At 66.9% G+C, this 19,253-nt stretch carries 19 protein-coding genes; 3 read left to right on the top strand and 16 right to left on the bottom strand.

Annotated elements, in window-relative coordinates; all coding sequences use genetic code 11:
- Nucleotides 1-8: 8 nt before the first annotated feature.
- Together nrfD and AC6LJY_RS16875 are read left to right on the top strand one after the other, a co-directional pair.
- Nucleotides 9-1,043: an NrfD/PsrC family molybdoenzyme membrane anchor subunit gene (gene nrfD / locus AC6LJY_RS16880; RefSeq protein ID WP_046804568.1), complete on the top strand. Its 1,035-nt coding sequence runs from the start codon at nucleotides 9-11 to the stop codon at nucleotides 1,041-1,043.
- Between the two features lie 20 nt (nucleotides 1,044-1,063).
- Complete coding sequence (locus AC6LJY_RS16875; RefSeq protein WP_498136395.1) at nucleotides 1,064-4,246, top strand: tetrathionate reductase subunit A; 3,183 nt, start codon at nucleotides 1,064-1,066, stop codon at nucleotides 4,244-4,246.
- A gap of 8 nt (nucleotides 4,247-4,254) precedes the next feature.
- Here the strand turns inward: AC6LJY_RS16875 and ccmI are convergent, their stop codons facing one another.
- The 16 genes from ccmI to AC6LJY_RS16795 all read right to left on the bottom strand — a co-directional run bounded on the left by ccmI (nucleotide 4,255) and on the right by AC6LJY_RS16795 (nucleotide 18,157).
- Nucleotides 4,255-5,781, bottom strand: a complete 1,527-nt coding sequence (gene ccmI / locus AC6LJY_RS16870) for a c-type cytochrome biogenesis protein CcmI (RefSeq protein WP_498136394.1) — start codon at nucleotides 5,779-5,781, stop codon at nucleotides 4,255-4,257.
- Nucleotides 5,778-6,227 carry a cytochrome c-type biogenesis protein gene (locus AC6LJY_RS16865; protein WP_370512743.1) on the bottom strand — a complete coding sequence of 150 codons (450 nt, stop codon included), beginning with the start codon at nucleotides 6,225-6,227 and terminating at the stop codon, nucleotides 5,778-5,780. Before AC6LJY_RS16865 ends, ccmI begins: the two co-directional genes overlap by 4 nt.
- A gap of 182 nt (nucleotides 6,228-6,409) precedes the next feature.
- On the bottom strand, nucleotides 6,410-6,931 hold the full coding sequence (locus tag AC6LJY_RS16860; protein WP_082134458.1) for a DsbE family thiol:disulfide interchange protein: 522 nt from the start codon (nucleotides 6,929-6,931) through the stop codon (nucleotides 6,410-6,412).
- On the bottom strand, nucleotides 6,928-8,952 hold the full coding sequence (locus AC6LJY_RS16855; protein ID WP_104145346.1) for a heme lyase CcmF/NrfE family subunit: 2,025 nt from the start codon (nucleotides 8,950-8,952) through the stop codon (nucleotides 6,928-6,930). Before AC6LJY_RS16855 ends, AC6LJY_RS16860 begins: the two co-directional genes overlap by 4 nt.
- Nucleotides 8,949-9,476: a cytochrome c maturation protein CcmE gene (ccmE, locus tag AC6LJY_RS16850; protein ID WP_314357080.1), complete on the bottom strand. Its 528-nt coding sequence runs from the start codon at nucleotides 9,474-9,476 to the stop codon at nucleotides 8,949-8,951. Before ccmE ends, AC6LJY_RS16855 begins: the two co-directional genes overlap by 4 nt.
- A 70-nt stretch (nucleotides 9,477-9,546) precedes the next feature.
- Nucleotides 9,547-9,756 carry a heme exporter protein CcmD gene (gene ccmD, locus AC6LJY_RS16845; RefSeq protein ID WP_120154830.1) on the bottom strand — a complete coding sequence of 70 codons (210 nt, stop codon included), beginning with the start codon at nucleotides 9,754-9,756 and terminating at the stop codon, nucleotides 9,547-9,549.
- Nucleotides 9,753-10,541 (bottom strand): heme ABC transporter permease CcmC, encoded by a 789-nt coding sequence (gene ccmC, locus AC6LJY_RS16840; RefSeq protein ID WP_413815386.1) that lies wholly within the window; start codon nucleotides 10,539-10,541, stop codon nucleotides 9,753-9,755. The genes ccmD and ccmC overlap by 4 nt, the downstream gene beginning before the upstream one ends.
- Nucleotides 10,542-10,549: 8 nt before the next feature.
- Entirely contained in the window at nucleotides 10,550-11,215 is a 666-nt protein-coding gene (ccmB, locus tag AC6LJY_RS16835; protein WP_104145344.1) for a heme exporter protein CcmB, read from the bottom strand.
- Nucleotides 11,181-11,870 carry a heme ABC exporter ATP-binding protein CcmA gene (gene ccmA, locus AC6LJY_RS16830; protein ID WP_314357083.1) on the bottom strand — a complete coding sequence of 230 codons (690 nt, stop codon included), beginning with the start codon at nucleotides 11,868-11,870 and terminating at the stop codon, nucleotides 11,181-11,183. Before ccmA ends, ccmB begins: the two co-directional genes overlap by 35 nt.
- A complete protein-coding gene (locus AC6LJY_RS16825; protein ID WP_104145342.1) occupies nucleotides 11,857-12,525 on the bottom strand; it encodes a cytochrome c3 family protein in 669 nt (222 codons plus the stop codon). The genes ccmA and AC6LJY_RS16825 overlap by 14 nt, the downstream gene beginning before the upstream one ends.
- Nucleotides 12,526-12,541: 16 nt before the next feature.
- On the bottom strand, nucleotides 12,542-13,036 hold the full coding sequence (locus AC6LJY_RS16820; RefSeq protein ID WP_104145341.1) for a nitrate reductase cytochrome c-type subunit: 495 nt from the start codon (nucleotides 13,034-13,036) through the stop codon (nucleotides 12,542-12,544).
- A gap of 19 nt (nucleotides 13,037-13,055) precedes the next feature.
- A complete protein-coding gene (gene napA / locus AC6LJY_RS16815) occupies nucleotides 13,056-15,551 on the bottom strand; it encodes a periplasmic nitrate reductase subunit alpha (protein WP_314357088.1) in 2,496 nt (831 codons plus the stop codon).
- Entirely contained in the window at nucleotides 15,535-15,852 is a 318-nt protein-coding gene (locus tag AC6LJY_RS16810; RefSeq protein ID WP_046804581.1) for a chaperone NapD, read from the bottom strand. Before AC6LJY_RS16810 ends, napA begins: the two co-directional genes overlap by 17 nt.
- Nucleotides 15,853-15,875: 23 nt before the next feature.
- Nucleotides 15,876-16,034 (bottom strand): periplasmic nitrate reductase, NapE protein, encoded by a 159-nt coding sequence (gene napE, locus AC6LJY_RS16805; RefSeq protein ID WP_498136393.1) that lies wholly within the window; start codon nucleotides 16,032-16,034, stop codon nucleotides 15,876-15,878.
- 309 nt (nucleotides 16,035-16,343) lie between these two features.
- Nucleotides 16,344-17,198 (bottom strand): beta-keto acid cleavage family enzyme, encoded by an 855-nt coding sequence (locus tag AC6LJY_RS16800; protein ID WP_498136392.1) that lies wholly within the window; start codon nucleotides 17,196-17,198, stop codon nucleotides 16,344-16,346.
- Nucleotides 17,195-18,157 carry a 3-hydroxyacyl-CoA dehydrogenase family protein gene (locus tag AC6LJY_RS16795; RefSeq protein ID WP_314357095.1) on the bottom strand — a complete coding sequence of 321 codons (963 nt, stop codon included), beginning with the start codon at nucleotides 18,155-18,157 and terminating at the stop codon, nucleotides 17,195-17,197. Before AC6LJY_RS16795 ends, AC6LJY_RS16800 begins: the two co-directional genes overlap by 4 nt.
- Nucleotides 18,158-18,282: 125 nt before the next feature.
- On the opposite strand from AC6LJY_RS16795, the gene AC6LJY_RS16790 reads away from it, so the two are divergent.
- A complete protein-coding gene (locus AC6LJY_RS16790) occupies nucleotides 18,283-19,191 on the top strand; it encodes a LysR family transcriptional regulator (protein WP_498136391.1) in 909 nt (302 codons plus the stop codon).
- Nucleotides 19,192-19,253 lie beyond the last annotated feature (62 nt).

Genomic DNA, 19,253 nt, shown 5'->3' with positions numbered 1-19,253 from the left:
GGACTTTCATGCAGATCTCGGAATTGCTCACGCCGGTTTACGACGCCGCCTGGCTGCCTTGGGCCGTGCAGTATTTCTTTCTAATCGGCATCGCGGCCACCACGGCGCTGACCGCCGCCTTCGCCGCTTTCGGCCAGGCGGGTTCGCCGTTGCGCCGCCTGTTGCCAGCCGCCGTGGCCGTGCTGCTGGTCAGCGCCATCGCCGCGCCAGTTTCTTTACTGGCCGACTTGCATCAGCCCGGTCGATTCTGGCACTTCTATGCGCACCTGACGCCCTGGTCGTGGATGTGGCTGGGCGCCTTGTTGCTGCCTGTATTCGTCGGCCTGTCGGTGCTGTTTTGCGCGGCGTGGTGGTGGGGGCGCATCGGTTGGCTGCGCGTGTTGGCGGTCGGACTGGCGCTGTCTGCCGCGTCCATCCTGGTCTACACCGGCGCCGAAGTCATGGTGCTGCGGTCGCGGCCCCTGTGGCACACGGCGTTCCTGCCCGTGAACTTCGCGTTGACGGCCTGGCTGGGCGCGTTGGGCGCCATGTTCCTGGTGGGCCGCTGGTTGCCCGGCGGCATGAAGGCCTTGCCGGTGGAGACGTTGCGCGGGCTGAGCTTGTCCGCCGTGATTTTGATGGCGGTGGGCGCGGGCGCCTGGGCGGGCTTGGGCCTGTTGGGCGCGGACCCGTCGTTTGACGCGGCGTTGCGGCTGTTCGCCGACTTTCCCATCTGGCGCATCAGCCTGGCGGGCGCGGTCATCACGGGCCTTTGCATGATTGCGTTGTTGCAACGGCCAGCCCAAGCGCTTGCCGCACCGCTGCCCTCGGCCACGTTGGCGCTGATGATGCTGGGCGCCGCCTGGATCTTCCGCTGGGTGGTCTTCATGAGCGTGCAGGGCGTGCCCAAGTATGGCGCGGGCCTGTATCTGTACGACATGCCGTGGGGCAGCGATGGGCTGCTGGGCATGGTTGGGGTTCTGGGGCTGTGCGTGGCGCTGATCACGGCGGTGACCTGGGCCCTGGAAAGCTACCCGGCGCGCAAGCGCGGCTTGGCGGGCTGACCGCAATGGAACACGAAGCAATGAGCAAACAACACGAAGACGACAAGCCCGGCGTGGACACGCCGGATGACGCCGCCCGGCGCAAGCTGATGGTGCGCGGCGGCATGGTCGCCGGTGGCATGGCGGCCTTTGCGGCCGGCTACGGCGAAACGGTGGCGCGGGCCGTCAAGGGCCTGGCGCAGGGCACGGCCGGCGTGCCGACCGCGCACGCGGTGCGCGGCAACTCGTTGACGCCCGAATTTCGCATCGACCCGCTGACCGGCGTCTTGAGCGCCCAGCCGGGCCAGACAGTCAGCCCGTCGAGCTGCCTGGGCTGCTGGACGCAGTGCGGCGTGCGCCTGCGCGTGGACACCGCGCAAAACCGCATTCTGCGTGTGGCCGGCAACCCATACCACCCCTTGGCCACGACGCGGCCGGCGGCCATGGAAGCGCCCGTGCGCGAGGTCTACGCGCAGCTGGGCGGCGACAACGGCCTGGAAGGGCGCGCCACATCCTGCGCGCGCGGCTCGGCCATGCTTGAACAGATGCACAGCCCGTACCGCGTGCTGCAACCGCTAAAGCGCGTGGGTGCGCGCGGGGAAGGAAAGTGGCAAAGCATTTCGTTCGAGCAGCTGGTGCAGGAAGTGTGCGAAGGCGGCGACCTGTTCGGCGAAGGCCACGTTGACGGGCTGCGCGCCATCTATGACCGCGACACGCTGCTGGACCCGGAAAACCCCGAGTACGGCGCGCGCGTCAACCAATTCCTGTTCACGGATGCGTCCAACGAAGGCCGCACGCCGCTGATCCAGCGCTTTGCCGCGCAGTCTTTCGGCACCGTCAATTTCAGTAATCACGGGTCGTATTGCGGACAGAGCTTTCGGGTGGGCGCGGGCGCCGCATTGGGCGACCTGAAGGGCATGCCGCACGGCAAGCCGGACTGGGACAACGCGCGTTTCGGCCTCTTCATCGGGGCGGCGCCCGCGCAGGCCGGCAATCCGTTCCAGCGCCAGGCCCGGCAGTTGGCCGAGGCGCGCGTGCGCCCTCAGGCCGACAGCTTCACCTACGTGGTCGTGTCGCCGGTATTGCCGGCCTCGTCCAGCTTGTCGGCCGGTTCCGGCAACGAATGGGTGCCCGTGAATCCCGCCAGCGACCTGGCGTTGGCCATGGGCCTGATCCGCTGGATTCTGGACAACGAACGCTTTGACGCCAAGGCGCTGGCGCAGCCCGGGCCGCAGGCCATGAAGGCGGCGGGCGAGGCCGCCTGGACCAACGCCACGCATCTGGTCGTGGCCGAACCCGGCCACCCGCGCCTGGGCACTTTTTTGCGAGGCGCGGACATGGGCTGGCCGCGCCCCACGGACGCCGGCGACAAGTGGGAAGACGTGTACGTGGTGCGCCGTGATGATGGCACGCTGGCCCCGCACACGGACGCATCGCCCGCGACGCTGTTCGTGGACGAACGCATCGCTGCACCGGGCCTGGCGGGCGCGCCGGATGCGCTGCGCGTCTGTTCGTCGCTGACCCTGCTGCGCGAGGAATCGCATCGCAAATCGCTGGATGAATACGCCGACCTGTGCGGCGTGCCGGCGGAAAAGATCGCCCAGCTGGCGCAGCGCTTCACCAGCTACGGCAAGCGCGCCGTGGCCGACGCGCATGGCGGCACGATGAGCGGCGCCGGCTTCTACACCGCCTACGCCATCGCCATGCTCAACACGCTGGTGGGCAACCTGAACGTGGACGGTGGCCTGGTGCTGGACGCCGGCCCGTTCCCGCCTTACGGCCCGGGCCCGCGCTACAACATCGCCGGCTTTGCCAACCGCGCCACGCCCAAGGGCGTTGCCTTGTCGCGCAACCGTTTTCCCTACGAGAAATCCAGCGAATTCTCGCGCAAGAAGGCGGCGGGCCAGCCTGCCTATCCCGCATCGGCGCCGTGGTATCCGGCCACCGGCGGGCTAAGTTCCGAGATGCTGGCCTCCGCGCTGGCGGGGTACCCGTATCGCGCCAAGGTGTGGTTCAACCACATGAGCAACCCGGTCTACGGCATCGCGGGCTTCAAGTCCCTGCTGGCCGACAAGATGAAGGACCCCCGCATTCTGCCGCTGTCGGTGTCGATCAACCCGTTCATCAACGAGACCAACGCGCTGGCCGACTACATCGTGCCCGACACCGTTACCTATGAAAGCTGGGGCGTGTCGGCGCCGTGGGCCGACGTGGTAGCCAAGGCGTCCACCGTGCGCTGGCCGGCCGTGCAGCCGTTGGTGGCGCGCACCGCTACCAATGAACCGGTCTGCCTGGAAACGTTCCTGATCGCCTGCGCCAAACGCCTGGGCATGCCGGGCTTTGGCGCCAACGCCATCACGGACAAGGACGGCGGCAAGCATGCGCTGGACACGCCCGAGGACTTCTTTTTGCGCGGCATGGCCAACATCGCGTTCGCGGGCGGACGCGCCGTGCCCGAGGCCACCGACGAAGACATGGCCTTGACCGGGGTGGAACGCTATCGCGACCTGCTGCAACGCAAGCTGAAACCGGGCGAGTGGCGGCAGGTGGCGATGCTGATGAGCCGGGGCGGGCGTTTCGACAAGATGGACGACGCCTGGGTGCAAAGCGGTTCGGGCCGGCAGACGCGCGCCGCGTACGCCAAGCCGCTGCACGTATGGAGCGAAGACCTTGCCGGGTTCCGCCACGCCATGACGGGCGAGCGCTATAGCGGCTGTCCCACGTGGTATCCGCCGCGCCTGGCGGATGGCCGCGACGTGCGCGCCGAGTATCCCGCGCAGGATTGGCCGTTCTTGCTGACTTCGTTCAAGTCGAATCTGATGAGCTCGATGTCGATCGGCGTGAACCGGCTTCGGCAGGTGCATCCGCATAACCCCGTGTCGATCAACCGCCAGGACGGCGAACGGCTGGGCATCCGCAACGGCGATGCGGTGCGCATCGTGACGCCGGGCGGCGCGGTGAGCGGGCTGGCGCTGTTGCGTGATGGCATCCAGCCGGGCGCCGTCGGCATCGAACACGGATACGGCCATACCGAGCTGGGCGCGCGGGCGCACCTCATTGACGGCAAACCCATGCCGCACGACGCGACGCTGGCGGCGGGGGTGAACCTGAACGACCTGGGCTTTGGCGACGCCACGCGTGGCGCGCACGCCAACGTGTGGATCGACTGGGTATCCGGCGCCGCCGTGCGCCAAGGCTTGCCGGCGCGGATCGAGCGGGTCTGAGGCGCGCGTTAGCGCACCACGGTGTCTGCCACCAGCTCCAGGTCGCTGGCCCGGATGTCCACGTCGGGCAGCACGCCCGACAGGTCGCCGGGTTGGGCCGCCGCCGTGCCCGAGCGGCTGACGCGGATCTCGACGCGGACGCGGCTGGCCTTGGACAGCGTTGCGTCCGGCGACATGGCGCTGCCGTCATCCAGCACAAAGACGCGCGGCAGATCAGAGACGCGCCACTGCGTGATGGCCAGCGGCATGCGCGAGCCCGTGACGGGGCGCGCCAGGATGAAGACGGTATCGCCAGGCTGCACCTGATCGCGAAGCGCGTCGGCGATGCGCGCCGTGCCGGATAGACGGGCGGGGGTAGCCGTGGCGTTGCCAATAGCGCTTGCGTTGTTGGCCGACGGTGCGCCGGCCTGAAGGCCGCTGGCCGGCATGACGGGTTCGCCGCCTGGGGCGCCACGGGTCGGCATGCTCGGTTCGTTGTCTTTGGCGTCAGTTGCCGGCATGACCGGTGCTCCGTCTTTGACGCCAGTCGTCGGCAAGACCGATGCGCCGGCCGTCATGGCGCGTGCCTGCGCGATGTTCGACTGGATCTGGCGCGCGGCGTCGGAGTCCGCCGGCAGCAACGCTTGCAGCCGCTGCCAATGGCCCTTCGCCTCGGCGGCGTCGCCCCGACGCAACGCCATCATGCCGGCCAGCGCCAGCGCCTTGGGCTGGTCCGGGTCATTGGCCAGCGCCTCGGCCACCGCCGCGATGGCGTTGGCGTCGGGCTTGCCCTGGTTGGCGGACAACAACGCGTCGGCCAGGTCCGCCAAGACGACGGGTTGGCCCGGCACCAGGCGCAACACCTGCCGATACGCGGCCACGGCGTCCGTATAGCGCCCCAGCGTTTCGTAGGACCGCGCCAGCATGTACCAGCCGTCGGCATCGTCCGGGGCGGCGCGCAGCCGCCGGGCCAAGGCGTTGATGGCCATGGCCATGTCGTTGGCGCTGTCACTGTCGTTGTCATTGGCTGCCGGATTATTCGGCGCCGCACCGATTGCCGGGTCGCTCGCAGCACCGTTCTGCAAACCAATCGACGGGTCGATCCCCACACCGTTCTGTACACCGTTCGCCGCGTTGCCGCGCGCCATGTTGGCATGCGCGGGCGCTGCGCGCGTGGCCGTCATGTCCGCCACCGCGCGCGGATTGCCCAGCTTGCCGTATAGCAACACGGCAGCCACGGGCACCAGCACGCTCAACAGGCAGGCGGCGGCCAAGGCGGCGCGCTGGCCGCCCGCCGGTCCCACGCGGGGCTGCCTGGCCGCCAGGTCTTGCAGCAGTTCTCGCTGCAATTCTTCTTCCGCGCGCAGCCTGGCCTGGGGCGTCAGGCTGCCGCTGCGCACGTCGCGCTGCAATTGCTCGCGCTGCGCCAGATAGAAAGCGCGCAGGCTTTCGTCAGCGGCGGGCGCGGTGGACGGCGCGCGGCGCAGCAGAGGTGGGATGAGGCATAGCAAGGTCGCCAGCAACAGCAGCACGACGACGATCCAGAGCGTGGTCATGGGCCGGTGTCCAGAAAGTTCGCGGCGCGTGCGCGCTCGTCGGCCGTCAGCGGCGCGCGCGCCACGGCGCGCCGCTTCAGGGTGCGCAGCAACACCCAGAAGCCCAACGCCAGCAGGGCGAACGGCCCCAGCCACAGCAACCACGTTATGGGTTTGAAGGGCGGGTCGTAGCGCACGAAGTCGCCATAGCGGTCTTCAAAGAAACGCATGATTTGCGCGTCGCTGCGGCCGTCGGCCAGTTGTGCGTGGATCAGCTTGCGCATGTCATGCGCCAGCGGCGCGTTGGAGTCAGCCAGGCTCTGGTTCTGGCAGACCAGGCAGCGCAACCCGTGCGCCAGCTTGTCGGCGCGTTGCTGGTCGGCGGGCGATAGCGCGGGCAGGGCGGCAGGGGCGGGCGGCGAAGCGGCCTGCACAGCTGATGCGCCGAATGACAACGCGAATGACATCACGAGCGACATCAAGACTGGCATCACGAGTGACATCACGAGTGGCATCACGAACGACACCAAGAACGGCGGCAAGAACGGCGGCAAGAAGGCCAAGACGGCCGTCGATGTTCGCGCCGGTTCCGACGGCAGCGTTGGCCTTAGCTCCGTCAATCCTGCTATCCCGGGTTTATGCCGCCGTCTCATTTCAGCGCCTCGATGATCGGCAATATCCGCGACCGAAAGATGTCGGGTGTGATCAAGCCCAGATGCTTGTGGCGGATGCGGCCCGCGCCGTCGATCACGAAGGTCTCCGGCACGCCGTACACGCCATATTCAATGCCCACGCGCCCGTCCGTGTCGCTGGCCGACGCGACGTACGGGTTGCCGTTGCGTGCCAGCCAGGCGGCGGCGTCGTCCGGCTGATCTTTGTAGTTCAGCCCGTACAGCGGAATGGCATATTGCCGGGCGGCCTCGCGCAGCACGGGCACTTCTTCCTGGCACGGCGCGCACCAGGATGCCCACACGTTCAGCAGCCACACCTGCCCGCGCAGCGCTTGCACGTCCAGCCGTTCGCCGGGCGATTGCAGCACGGGCAGGTTGATGGCGGGGGCGGGCTTGTCGATCATCGCCGATGGCACGGCGCGCGGGTCTCGCGACAGCCCCATCGCCAGGAACACGGCCATTGCCATGAAGACAGCCAGCGGCAGCGCGTAGCGCATCAATAGCCCTCCCGGGCTTGACGCCGGGCCGGTGCCACGGCGGGCGGGTTCTGGCGTGCGACGGCTTCCTGCTGCCGGCGATAGCGCTTGTCGCCCGCCGCCAGCAAGCCGCCCAGCGCCATCAACAGGCACCCGGCCCAGATCCACGTCATGAAGGGCTTGACCTGGATGCGCACCGTCCAGGCCGTGTTGCCGCCGGCATCGTCCACCGGTTCGCCCAGCGCCACGAACAGGTCGCGCGTGGGGCCGGTGTCGATGTCGGCCTGGCTTAGCGCCATGTCCTGCACGGTGTACAGGCGTTTTTCGGGATACAGCGTCACCACGGGTTTGCCATCGCGCGTGACGATGAATTCGGCGCGCTGGGCGGTGTAGTTGGGGCCGGTGGCGGGCGCGATGCCGGCAAACTTGAATGCGTAGCCGCCCGCTTCCTGGGTGGCGCCGACGTCCATGCGGATCTCGTGTTTGACTTCATAGCCGTTGGCCAACGTGACGCCCGCGATGAAGACGCCGATGCCCGCGTGCGCCAGCAGCATGCCGTACCAGGATCGCGGCTGCCGAGCCAGGCGGCGCAGCCATTGTCCGTGGGCGCCGTCGTTCAAGCGTTGCCACGCGTGCGCGCCGCAGGAGGCTACTGACCAGGCGGCCAGCCACAGCCCAAGCATGACCAGCGGCGAGCCCAGCCGCGCCGGCCCGGGCATGGCCAGCGGCAGAACCACGGCGGTTGCGACGCTGACGGCGAAGGCCGCTCGCAGGCGGCGCGCCAGGTCGGGCACTTCGGCCTGTTTCCAGCGCGCGACCGGGCCCACGCCCATCAAGAAGATCGCCGGCGTCATCAGCGGCACGAACACCGCTTCGAAGTAGGGCGGGCCGATGGATATCTTGCCCCAGTCCAATACGTCCAGCACCACGGGGTACAGCGTGCCCAACAGCACCGCGCCCGCCGCCACCGTCAGCACCACATTGTTGGACAGCAACAGGGATTCGCGCGAGAGCAACGAAAACCCGCCGCCCAGGCCCACCGACGGCGCGCGCCACGCGTACAGCGCCAGCGAGCCGCCGACGATCACCGTCATGAAGGCCAGGATGTACAGGCCGCGTCCCGGGTCCACGGCAAACGCATGCACGGATGTCAGCACGCCCGACCGGACCAGGAACGTGCCCAGGATGCTGAGTGAAAACGTGCAGATGGCCAGCAGCACCGTCCAGCTGCGAAATGCGCCCCGGCGCTCGGTGACGATCAGCGAATGGATCAGCGCAGTGCCAGCCAGCCAGGGCATGAACGACGCGTTTTCGACGGGGTCCCAGAACCACCAGCCCCCCCAGCCCAGCACGTAGTAGGCCCATGCGCTGCCCAGCAGGATGCCCACGGTCAGGAACGTCCACGCGGCCAAGGTCCATGGCCGCACCCAGCGCGCCCATAGCGCGTCCAGCTCACCGGACAATAGCGCCGCGATGGCAAAGGCGAAGGCCACGGAAAAACCCACGTAGCCCATGTACAGCATCGGCGGGTGCACGATCATGCCGGGGTCTTGCAGCAGCGGGTTCAGGTCGCGGCCGGCCATGGCGGGCGGCATTAACCGTTCGAACGGGTTGGACAGGAACAGCATGAACAGCAGAAAGCCCACGCTGATCCAGCCCATGACCGCCAGCACGCGGCCGGTAAAGGGCAGGGGCAGGCGGTGGCTGAAGACGGCAACCGCCAGCGTCCAGGCAGACAACAGATACAGCCACAGCAGGAGCGAGCCCTCGTGCCCGCCCCACACGGCGGCAAAGCGATAGGCCGCGGGCAGGTCGGCATGCGAATTGCCCGCCACATACAACACCGAAAAATCGTTATCGACGAACGACCACGCCAGGCTGCCGAAGGCCAGCGTTGTCAGGCAGAACTGGCCCACGGCGGCGGGGCGTGCCACGCGCAACCCCGCCTGCCAGCCGGTGGCCGCGCCGATCAGTGGCAGCGTCGCCTGCGCCAACGCCACCAGCAGGGCAAGGATCAGGCTGAACAGGCCGATCTCGGGAATCATCGGGCCTCCGGGCGCAAGGGGCCGGCAGCGGCAAGGTTGTTGGCCGCGCTGCCCGGCGTGCCGCCGGCCTTGCCATCGGCGCCATCGACGCCACTGGGGGCGTTGCGCGCGCGCTTGAGCGCGTCGGCGGCTTCCGGCGGCATGTAGTTTTCGTCGTGCTTGGCCAGTACCTGCGTGGCGCGGAACACGCCGTCGGCATCCAGCTTGCCGGCAACCACCACGCCTTTGCCTTCGCGGAACAAGTCGGGTAGCAGGCCCTGGTAGGTGACGGGCACGGTGTGTGCGGTGTCGGTCACGATGAAGCGTAAGGTGACGCCGTCCGGTTCCCGCCGCACCGAGCCTTGTTCGACTAAACCCCCCACGCGAAAGCTGCCGCTGCGTGGCGCCTCGTTGGCCACGACCTGGCTGGGGCTGAAGAAGAACACCAGGTTCGATTGCAGCGCGTTCAACACTAGCGCCGTGGCCATCGCCAACAACGCCAGGCCGCCCGCGATGGCCCATGCGCGGCGCTTACGCGGGGTCATGGACGGGCTTCATGGACGGCCTCATGGACGGGCGCATGTGCGGGACTCATGGACCGGGGCTTCGACGGACTCATGGGCGCCCCGACGAAGCGGGTGGGTCGGACAAACCGCGCGATGGGGGCGGGCTGAACTGTTGGCGCGGCGTGCGCATGCCGGACCGCTTGCGCGCGCGGCGCCATAGCGAAAATACCTCCAGCGCCATCAACGCCGCCGTCACGCCGTAGGCGCCCAGCAGATAAGGGCCATGGCCTTGCAGCGAGAACAACGCGTCCCAGCTCATGGCGCCTCCGGTCGGCTGGGGCGCACGGCGCCCGGTTCGCGTTGCGCGATCAGGCCACGCACGCGTGCCAGCGCCACCGCCGCGCTGTACAGCCAGAACGCCGCCACCATCAGCAGCATGGCGGCCACCATGATGCGCGCCATGCTGGGCGCGGTGGTCAGGCTGATAGATGCGCCCTGATGCAAGGTGCTCCACCATTGCACCGAAAAATAGATGATCGGCACGTTGACCACGCCGGCCAGCAGCAGGATGGCGCCGCCGCGGTCGGCCCGGCGCACATCGTCGGTGGCCGCTTGCAGCGCGATGAAGCCCAGGTACAGAAATAGCAGAATCAGCTCGGAGGTCAGCCGCGCGTCCCAGACCCACCACGCGCCCCAGGTGGGCTTGCCCCAGAGCGCGCCGGTCCACAAGGTCAGGAACGTGAACAGCGCGCCGGTGGGCGCCAGCGCGCGCATCATCATGAAGGACAGGCGCGTGTTGTAGACCAGGCCCAGCGTGGCATATGCCGCCATCACCAGGTACAGGAACATCGACATCCAGGCGGCCGCCACGTGTATGAACAGAATGCGGTAGACCTCGCCCTGTTGGCTGTCCGGCGGCGCGATGACCAGCCCCACGACCAAGCCCGCCGCGCCGAACAATGCGGCGGCCAGCGCCAGCCAGGGAATCAGCCGACCGGCCAGTGGGTAAAACAGCGCGGCAGAGGCATAGCGCATCCAGCCATAGCCGGCGCTTGCGTCCGCCCTTGCAATGGAACCGGAATCGAAGACAGGTGGCTTCTGCATGGGGTCCCTCATTCCAACGCCACGCGCAGCGCGGCGGACGCGCTCCAGGGGCAAAGCAGAATCGCCAGGCACAGGCATGCGCCCAGCAGCGATAGCTGCGGCCCCGCGCCCAACCCGGCATGCGTGGCAGACACCGCGCCCGCGCCGAATATCAGCACCGGCACATACAGCGGCAACACCAGCAGGGGCAACAGCGCAGCGCCGCGCAGGCCCAGCGTCAGCGCCGCGCCCAGGCCGCCCACCAACGCCAGCGTGGGCGTGCCCAGCAGCAGGGACAACACCAGCACGCCGATGGCTTGCGGCGGCAGATCGAATTGCAATGCCAGGATGGGGCTGGCCAGTATCAACGGCACGCAGCCGCTAAACCAGTGCGCCGCCAGCTTCACGCCCACCAGCAGCGGCAACGGATGCGGCGAGACCAGCAGCTGCTCCAGCGCGCCGGTGTCGTGGTCTTGCGAAAACGGGCGATGCAGGCTTAGCAGGATGCCTAGCAGCGCGCACACCCACAGCACCCCCGGCCCGATGGCGCGCAGCAGCGCCGGGTCGGGGCCGACCGCCAGCGGAAACAGCGATCCGGCAACCACGAAAAACAACGTCGCGCCCAGCGTGTCGGCGGGTCGCCGCCAGGCCAGCTGGATGTCACGCAACACCAACTGAGACAGCGTAGCCAGCATCCGCGTAGTCATCCATGTTCAGGGTTTGCAAGCGATTGGAAGCGGTGGTGGGCTGCCGATGGCAGGCCACCACCGCCGCGCCGCCATCGTCCAGGTGCGCATTCAGTTCGGTCCACAGTTGTTCGAGGCTGGCCGCGTCCAGCCCCGCATCGGGCTCGTCCAGCAGCCACAACGGCTTGCCGCCCAGCATGACGCCGGCCAGCGCCACCCGGCGCGCCTGGCCTTGCGACAAACGGGCCGCCAGTGTGTGCAGGCAGGCGTTCAGGCGCCAGGCCGTCAGCCCTGCCGCGATGGCGTCATCGCTTTGCGGCACGCCCGCCACATGCAGGCAGTAGCGCAGATTTTCCAGTGCGGTCAGGTCGCCGCACAGCGCGTTGGCGTGGCCCAGATACGCCACGCGCGCGTGGTACGACGACGGGTCGCGGAACACATCCCGCCCCAGCGCCTGCAACGAGCCGGCCATGGGCCGCAGCAAACCGGCCAGCATGCGCAGCACGCTGCTTTTGCCGCTGCCGTTGGCGCCGCGCAGATGCAGTAACTGCCCGGCATGCACATCAAAGTGCAACGGGCCCACGCCTTGCCCCGGCACACCGCCGCGCGGGCAGCATAGGCCGTTGGCGGCCAGCAGGGGCGCGGGCGCGTCAGCGGGCCGCATTGGCGGGCTCCACCTTGGCTGGCCCGGCCTTGGCGATTTCCTTCGTTGCGCCGGCCGCCGGCGCTGCGTTCGATGTTTGTGCCGGCGGGATATGCGGCAACGTGTGCGCGATGCCCTTGTGGCAGTCGATACAGGTCTTGGACTTGTCCGCCAGATACGTGGAATGCATATTCTGCGCACGTACGCTCTGGCGCGTGAAGTCCATGTATTCGTAGTTGTGGCAGTTGCGGCATTCCAGCGAATCGTTCGCCTTGAAGCGTGCCCATTCGTGCTGCGCCAGTTCCAGCCGCTTGTCCACGAATTTTTCGCGCGTGTCGATGGTGCCGAAGATCTTGCCCCACACTTCCTTGGACGCCTGCATCTTGCGCGCGATCTTGTCCGTCCAGTTGTGCGGCACGTGGCAATCGGAACACAGCGCGCGCACGCCGGAGCGGTTGGTGAAGTGGATGGTGCCCTTCAATTCCGCGTAGACGTTGTCGCGCATTTCATGGCAGCCGGTGCAGAATTTTTCGGTGTTGGTCAGCTCCATCGCGGTGTTGAAGGCGCCCCAGAACAGGATGCCGCCGATGAAACCGCCTATCGTCAGAAAGCCCAGGCTGAAATGCACGCTGGGGCGGCGGATGATGTTCCAGTAGCGCTTCAGAAGCTTGACCATGGCGGCATCCTGTCCGTTACTTCTTGCCTGTGGCGGGGGCGGTCAGGCGCTTGAGGATCACGTCGATGTCCTCATAGGTGTTGGACACCAGCGGCTTGGCCTCGGCCTGCGGCACGTGGCATTGCACACAGAAATACCGGCGCGGCGACACCTCGGCCAGCACGTTGCTGTCGCGGTCCATGTAATGCGTGACGCTGAGCGGCGGCGCCTGGGTTTCCTCGGTGTTCACGCGAGCATGGCAGGACAGGCAGCGGTTGTAGTTTTTGTCGATCTGATAGCCATCGATCTTGTGCGGAATGGTGGGCGGCTGCATCGAATACGTCCGCATCCGCTTGATGTCCTTGTTCTCGATGGGGCTGATCAAGGGCGGGTCGGTCTCGTCGGCAATGGGCGTGGGGCCCCGCATGGGGTCTTCGACCTCCAGCGGCGGGGCAGCGCGGGCGGCGCAAGTCAACAGCACACCCGCAACTAGGGCGATGGCGATGGCGATGGCGGCGGCGCGGTGGTTCATGGCTGTCTCCCCGTGGCCGTCAAACCTTGACGATCCGGACCGCGCACTTCTTGAAGTCGGTCTGGAACGAGATCGGGTCGGTGGCGTCCAGCGTCACCTTGTTGATCAGCTGGCCGGCGTCGAACCAGGGCACGAACACCAGGCCGCGCGGCGGCTTGTTGCGTCCGCGCGTTTCCAGCCGGGTGCGCATCTTGCCGCGGCGCGATTCGATTTCGACTTCCACGCCCCGCCGTAATCCCATGGCCTGCGCGTCGTCCGGGTGCATGAAACAGACCGCGTTTGGAAAGGCACGGTACAGCTCGGGCACGCGCCGCGTCATGGACCCCGAATGCCAGTGTTCCAGGATGCGGCCGGTAGACAGCCAGAACGGGTATTCCTTGTCCGGCGATTCAGGCGGCGGCTCGTAAGGCAGGGCATAGATGATGGCGCGGCCGTCCGGGTGGCCGTAGAACTCAAAGCCCGCGCCCGCCTTCACGTAGGGGTCGCTGCCTTCGCGGTAGCGCCACAGCGTCTCTTTGCCGTTGACCACCGGCCAGCGCAAACCGCGCACCTCGTGGTAGGTGTCGAAGGGTGCCAGGTCGTGGCCATGGCCACGGCCGAACTCGGCATATTCCTCGAACAAGCCCTTTTGCGTATAGAAGCCGAATGCCCGGGCTTCCTGGTTTTCATATTCCGCATTCAATTCGCTATTGGGAAATTTGTTGACTTTGCCGTTGGCGTACAGCACGTCAAACAGCGTCTTGCCGCGATACTCCGGCTTCTTGGCCAGCAGGTCAGCCGGCCAGACTTCTTCCACCTTGAAGCGCTTGGAAAACTCCATCAGCTGCCACAGGTCGGAACGCGCATCGCCGGGCGCGTTCACCAGTTGATGCCAGAACTGCGTGCGCCGTTCGGCGTTGCCGTAGGCGCCTTCTTTTTCCACCCACATGGCGGTGGGCAGGATCAGGTCGGCCGAAATGGTCGTGACCGTGGGGTAGGCGTCCGACACCACGATGAAGTTGGCCGGGTTGCGGTAGCCGGGCAGCCCTTCGTTCATCAGGTTGGCGGCGGCCTGCATGTTGTTGTTCACCATCACCCAGTAGGCGTTGATGGTGCCGTCCTTCAGCATGCGGTTCTGCAACACCGCGTGCGCGCCGACCTTGTCGGGGATGGTGCCGTCCGGCAACTGCCAGATTTCTTCCGCGTGGGCGCGATGCTTGGGGTTGGTCACCACCAGGTCGGCCGGCAGCCGATGCGAAAACGTGCCCACTTCGCGCGCCGTGCCACAGGCCGACGGCTGGCCCGTCAGCGAGAACGGGCTGTTGCCGGGCGTCGAGATCTTACCCGTCAACAGGTGGATGTTGTAGGCCATGTTGTTGGCCCAGACGCCGCGCGTGTGCTGGTTGAAACCCATCGTCCAGAACGAGGTCACGCGGATTTTCGGGTCGGCGTACAGTTCGGCCAGATCCTGCAATTGCTTTTGCGGGACGCCGGTCAGCTTGGACGTATATTCCAAGTCGTATTTCGAGACGAACTTGGCGAATTCATCGAAGGTGATGGGCTTGGATCCCCCCGCCTTGTCCGCGTTCTTGGCCGCCTTTTGCAAGGGATGGTCGGGGCGCAGGCCATAGCCGATGTCGGTATTGCCTTCGTGAAATACGGTGTGCTTGTCGACGAAATCGCGGTTCACCCGCTTGGTCTGGATGATGTAGTTGGCGATGTAATTCAGGATGGCCAGGTCGGTCTGCGGCGTGAAGGTCAGCGTCAGGTCGGCCAGTTCGTACGAGCGATGCTCGAAGGTGGACAGCACCACCACGCGCGTCTTGGGCGCGGACAGCCGGCGGTCGGTCACGCGGGTCCACAAGATGGGGTGCATCTCGGCCATGTTCGAGCCCCACAGCACGAAGGCGTCGGCGTTCTCGATGTCGTCATAACAGCCCATGGGTTCGTCGGCGCCGAAGGTGCGCATGAAACCCACCGCCGCCGACGCCATGCAGTGGCGCGCGTTCGGGTCCAGGTTGTTGGACCGGAACCCCGCCTTCATGAGCTTGAGTGCCGCATAGCCTTCCCAGATGGTCCATTGGCCCGAGCCGAACATGCCAACCGCAGTCGGTCCCTTGTCTTTCAGGACGCGCTTGAACTGTTCGGCCATCACGTCAAAGGCCTGGTCCCAGGACACGGGGGCAAACTCGCCGTCCTTGGCGTACTTGCCGTCTTTCATGCGCAACAGCGGCGTGGTCAGCCGGTCGTTGCCGTACATGATCTTCGACAGAAAATAGCCCTTGACGCAATTCAGCCCCTTGTTCACGTCGGCATTGAAATCGCCGTGCGTGGCCACGACCTGGTTGTCCTTGACCGCGACGTTCACGCCGCAGCCGGTCCCGCAGAACCTACAGGGCGCCTTCGACCATTTCAGCTTGGCCGCTTCGGATTCGGTCACGATGTTTTGCGTCATGCCGACGATGGGAATGCCCGCCACGGTGGCCGCGGCTGCGGCGGCGGATTGCTTGATGAAATCTCTACGAGCCATGGACATCGCCAATCTCCTCGTTCATCGCGGCCAGCGTGTCGGCATGCTGGTAGACCAGCGCCGAAGCCAGTACGCCATCCAGGCGCTGGATCTCGGAGATCCGCGCCATCATGTCGTCGGTGGTGGGCGCTTCCAGCGTGACGACCAGCTTGCCGGTGTCGGACGCGCCGTGGATGTCCGAGCCCGCTATCGCCAGGATGGCGGCGCGCACGTCGGGCAAGCGGTGGGGCAGGGCATGCACAACCAGACTGGCGATGTGCAGCTCGGGCGGCGCCGGGGGCGGCGCATTGGGGGGGAACGCGGACATGGAGGGGTTTCCGTCGCGTGGCATCAGCTGCCCGGGGGGCCGGCGATCAGCTGATAGAACCAGACGATGAACCCGTAGCCCGCCACGATGATGACCGTAAGGACGGGGGCCATGACAGCCGTCAGGAACAGAAAACTTCGCAGCTCCTGAGGCTTGGTGTAGCCATAAGACTCGTTTTGCACACACCACCTCACTTGAAAAGTTGGGGTATTGCATTGAACGTGCGGATGTCGAAGTTTTTAGCAGTGCTTTTACATTGCGTCAATGTTGCATGACGGCGAAACACTTTTGCGGCGCTGCAATAAGCAAGCCCGGCGCGGCGCTATCGCGGCGGGGGCAGGCGAGAACGCGGCAATGGCGCGGCGACGCACGCGCGATTGCCGGGCGATAAAAAAAGCGTGCCGGACGCGCTGGCCGGATTGATCCGGCGAGGCATCAGGCACGCGATCCGCCATCCACAATCCGGCAGCGGCGGGGATACGTCTACGGGTTCAGGCAATGGCCCCGTAGATGCGGCGCGCGTCGGCGGCGGTGGCGATCGGGCGGCCCAGCGCGCGTGCGCCGTCTGCTGCCTGACGCACCAGCGCGGCGTTGTCCGGCGCGATGCCGCCGTCGCGCAGCTTCAAATTGTTTTCAAAGCCCACGCGCATGTGGCCGCCAAACGCCGCCGCCGTTGTGACGCAGGCATTTTCCTCGGGGCCAAACGCGCACACCGCCCAGGGCAAGGACTGATCGTACGTGCCCAGAAATGGCAGCAGGTCATACGCCGACGAGGTCTGCCCGGCGCTGTAGCGGCCCAGCACAAACAGCACCGACCACGCGCCGGGCGGCACCAACCCGCGCGCGCGCAACGACAACCAGCGCCGCACGTCGCCTTCGTCGTACAGGATGATCTGCGTCATGATGCGGCGCTCGGCCAGCCACGCCAGAAACGCCGCAAGCTCGGCTTCGGGAATGTCCGGCACGGCGATTTCGCGCAGCCCGATCGATACGGCTTCGGGTTGCAGTTCGCGCACCAACGCAATCTGCTCGGCCGCCTTGTACACGCCGGCGGCTTCACTGGTGACCTGCACCAGCAACTCGCGACCCACCGCGCGTTCCACGGCGGCCAGGGCGTCGCGATAGGCGGTGGCGTCCAGCAGATGGCTGCCGTCCGGCTTGCGGACGTGCATGTGCATCATGCCCGCGCCGGCATCCAGGCAGGCGCGTGCTTCGCGCGCCAGGTCGTCGGCGGTCAGCGGCACGGCCGGATGGTCGGCGGCTTTCTTGTAGGCGCCGTTGGGCGCCACGGTGATGATGACGGGGGATTCGGCCAGCGCGGCGCGCGGCAAGGCAGGGGTGTTCAAGGCTGGATCTCCGGCAGTTCCGGGTTGATGAGGTCTAGGCCGGCGCGCAGCAAACGGTCGTAGCGGGCACGCTCGGCGGCAATGGTTTCGGGCGTCCAGGCGTAGAAGCCTTCGCCCGCCTTCATGCCGTGGCGGCCATCGGCGGCGCGTTCGGTCAGGCAGCGCGCGGGGTGGTCGGCGTTGCAGAACGTGGGGTACATCGTGGCGCCGGCGGCTGCGTGTACGTCGATGCCGGCGTGATCGCGCTGCATGACGGGGCCGGCCGCCAGGAAGCGAAAGCCGAAACCGAAGCGCACGGCGGCGTCCACATCTTCCGGCGACGCGATGCCGCGGTCGATCAGGTCAAACGCCTCGCGCGACAGCGCGTGCTGCAAGCGGTTGGCCAGAAAGCCGGGCAGGTCTTGCTTGACCTTGACCGGCACGCTGCCGCAACGGCGCATGAACGCAATCAACGAATCGGCGCAGGCGTTATCGCTGGCCTCGCCCAGCACCACTTCCACCAGCGGCACCAGGTGCGCGGGCATGAAGAAATGCAGGCCCAACATGCGGCCACGCGTGTCCAGGCCTTGGCTGATGGCGCTGATCGGAAAGCTGGAGCTGTTGCTGGCCAGGATGGCGTCCGGGCGCGCGCGCCGCGCCAGGTCGGCAAACAGCGCCTGCTTGATGTCCAGCCGTTCGGGTATGCACTCGATCACCAGGTCCACGGTGGACCAGTCCACGTCATCCAGGCTGGCAGCCGTGGCCAGCAGCGGGGCGTTGGCCTCGCGCCCGATCGTTTTCAGGTTTTCGGCCACGCGCGCGGGCAGGCCCGCCGCGCGTTCGGCGTTCGATTCGATCACGGTGGTGCGGCAGGCGGCGCGCGTCAGCACCACCGCCACGTCCGCGCCCATCGTGCCGCCACCCACCACCACTGCATGCGCCGCGCCCGGGTTGGGCAGCGCAGTTGCGTCCGTCTGCATGGTTTGCTCCTGTTATTGCATCGTCGTTGGGGGCGAGTGTAGAGAAGCCGGTTTGATAGATGAATCAGATTTTTTGGATAGAATGATCGATAAACCAGATCAATACAAACCGAGGTTTTGGGGACATGCAGATCAATCTTTCGATGCGCGACATCGATACCACGCTAGTGCTGGGCCGCACGCTGAACTTCCGGCAGGCGGCGGCGCAACTGCATCTGTCGCAGTCGGCGCTGTCCACGCAGATACAACGCATTGAAGAAGCGCTGGGCGTAAGGCTGTTCGACCGCACGACGCGCACGGTGCGGCTGACGGCGGCGGGCGAGGTCTTCATGCAGCAGGCCGCCACCTTGCAGGTTGCGTTCCGCGACGCCATTGCCGCCGTCAGCGGCGTCACCAGCGCCGAGCAGGGCCAGGTGTCGGTCGCCGCCTTGCCGTCGCTGGCCGCGCGCCTGCTGCCGCGCGTGCTGATGGCGTATCGACAGGAACACCCCAACGTCGCCCTGAAGGTGCGCGACACCTTGTCCGGCCCCGCGTTCGACCTTGTGCGCGCAGGCGAGGTGGACTTCGCGCTGACCGCCGCCGACCCCCAGCACGCCGACCTGCACTACGTGCCGCTGATGTCCGACAGCTTTTTGCTGCTGATTCCCGAGTCGCACGCCTTGGCAAGATCAAGTGGCCCGCTGCGCTGGGCCGACACCGCCATCGCCGCGCACGTATCGATGGTGCAGCCCAGCAGCGTGCGGCAATACACGGAATGGGCCTTCCTGCAAAACCGCATCCGCTTCACGCCGGCGTTCGAAGCCGAACACCTGACGACCATCGTGGCGATGGTGGAATGCGGTTTCGGCGTGGCGGCCCTGCCCGAGATCGCCGCCGGCGCGGTGTCGCAGACAGGGATCGTGCAACGCCCGCTGATCGGGCCGGTGGCGGAAAGGTCGATTGGCCTGGTCACGTCACGCAACCGCAGTCTGTCGCCAGCGGCGGCGGCGTTGGTGGGGACGTTGAAGGAATATTTGGCGTTGCAGGGGAGGTGATGGGGCGTTGCTCAGTCGTTGCTCAGTCGTTGCTCAGTCGTTGCTCAGTCGTTGATCTGGCG

This window comes from Achromobacter sp. RT286_PF (assembly GCF_059760425.1).
Note: the sequence above shows the minus strand (reverse complement) of the source record. Positions and strands in the feature narration are given on the sequence as shown.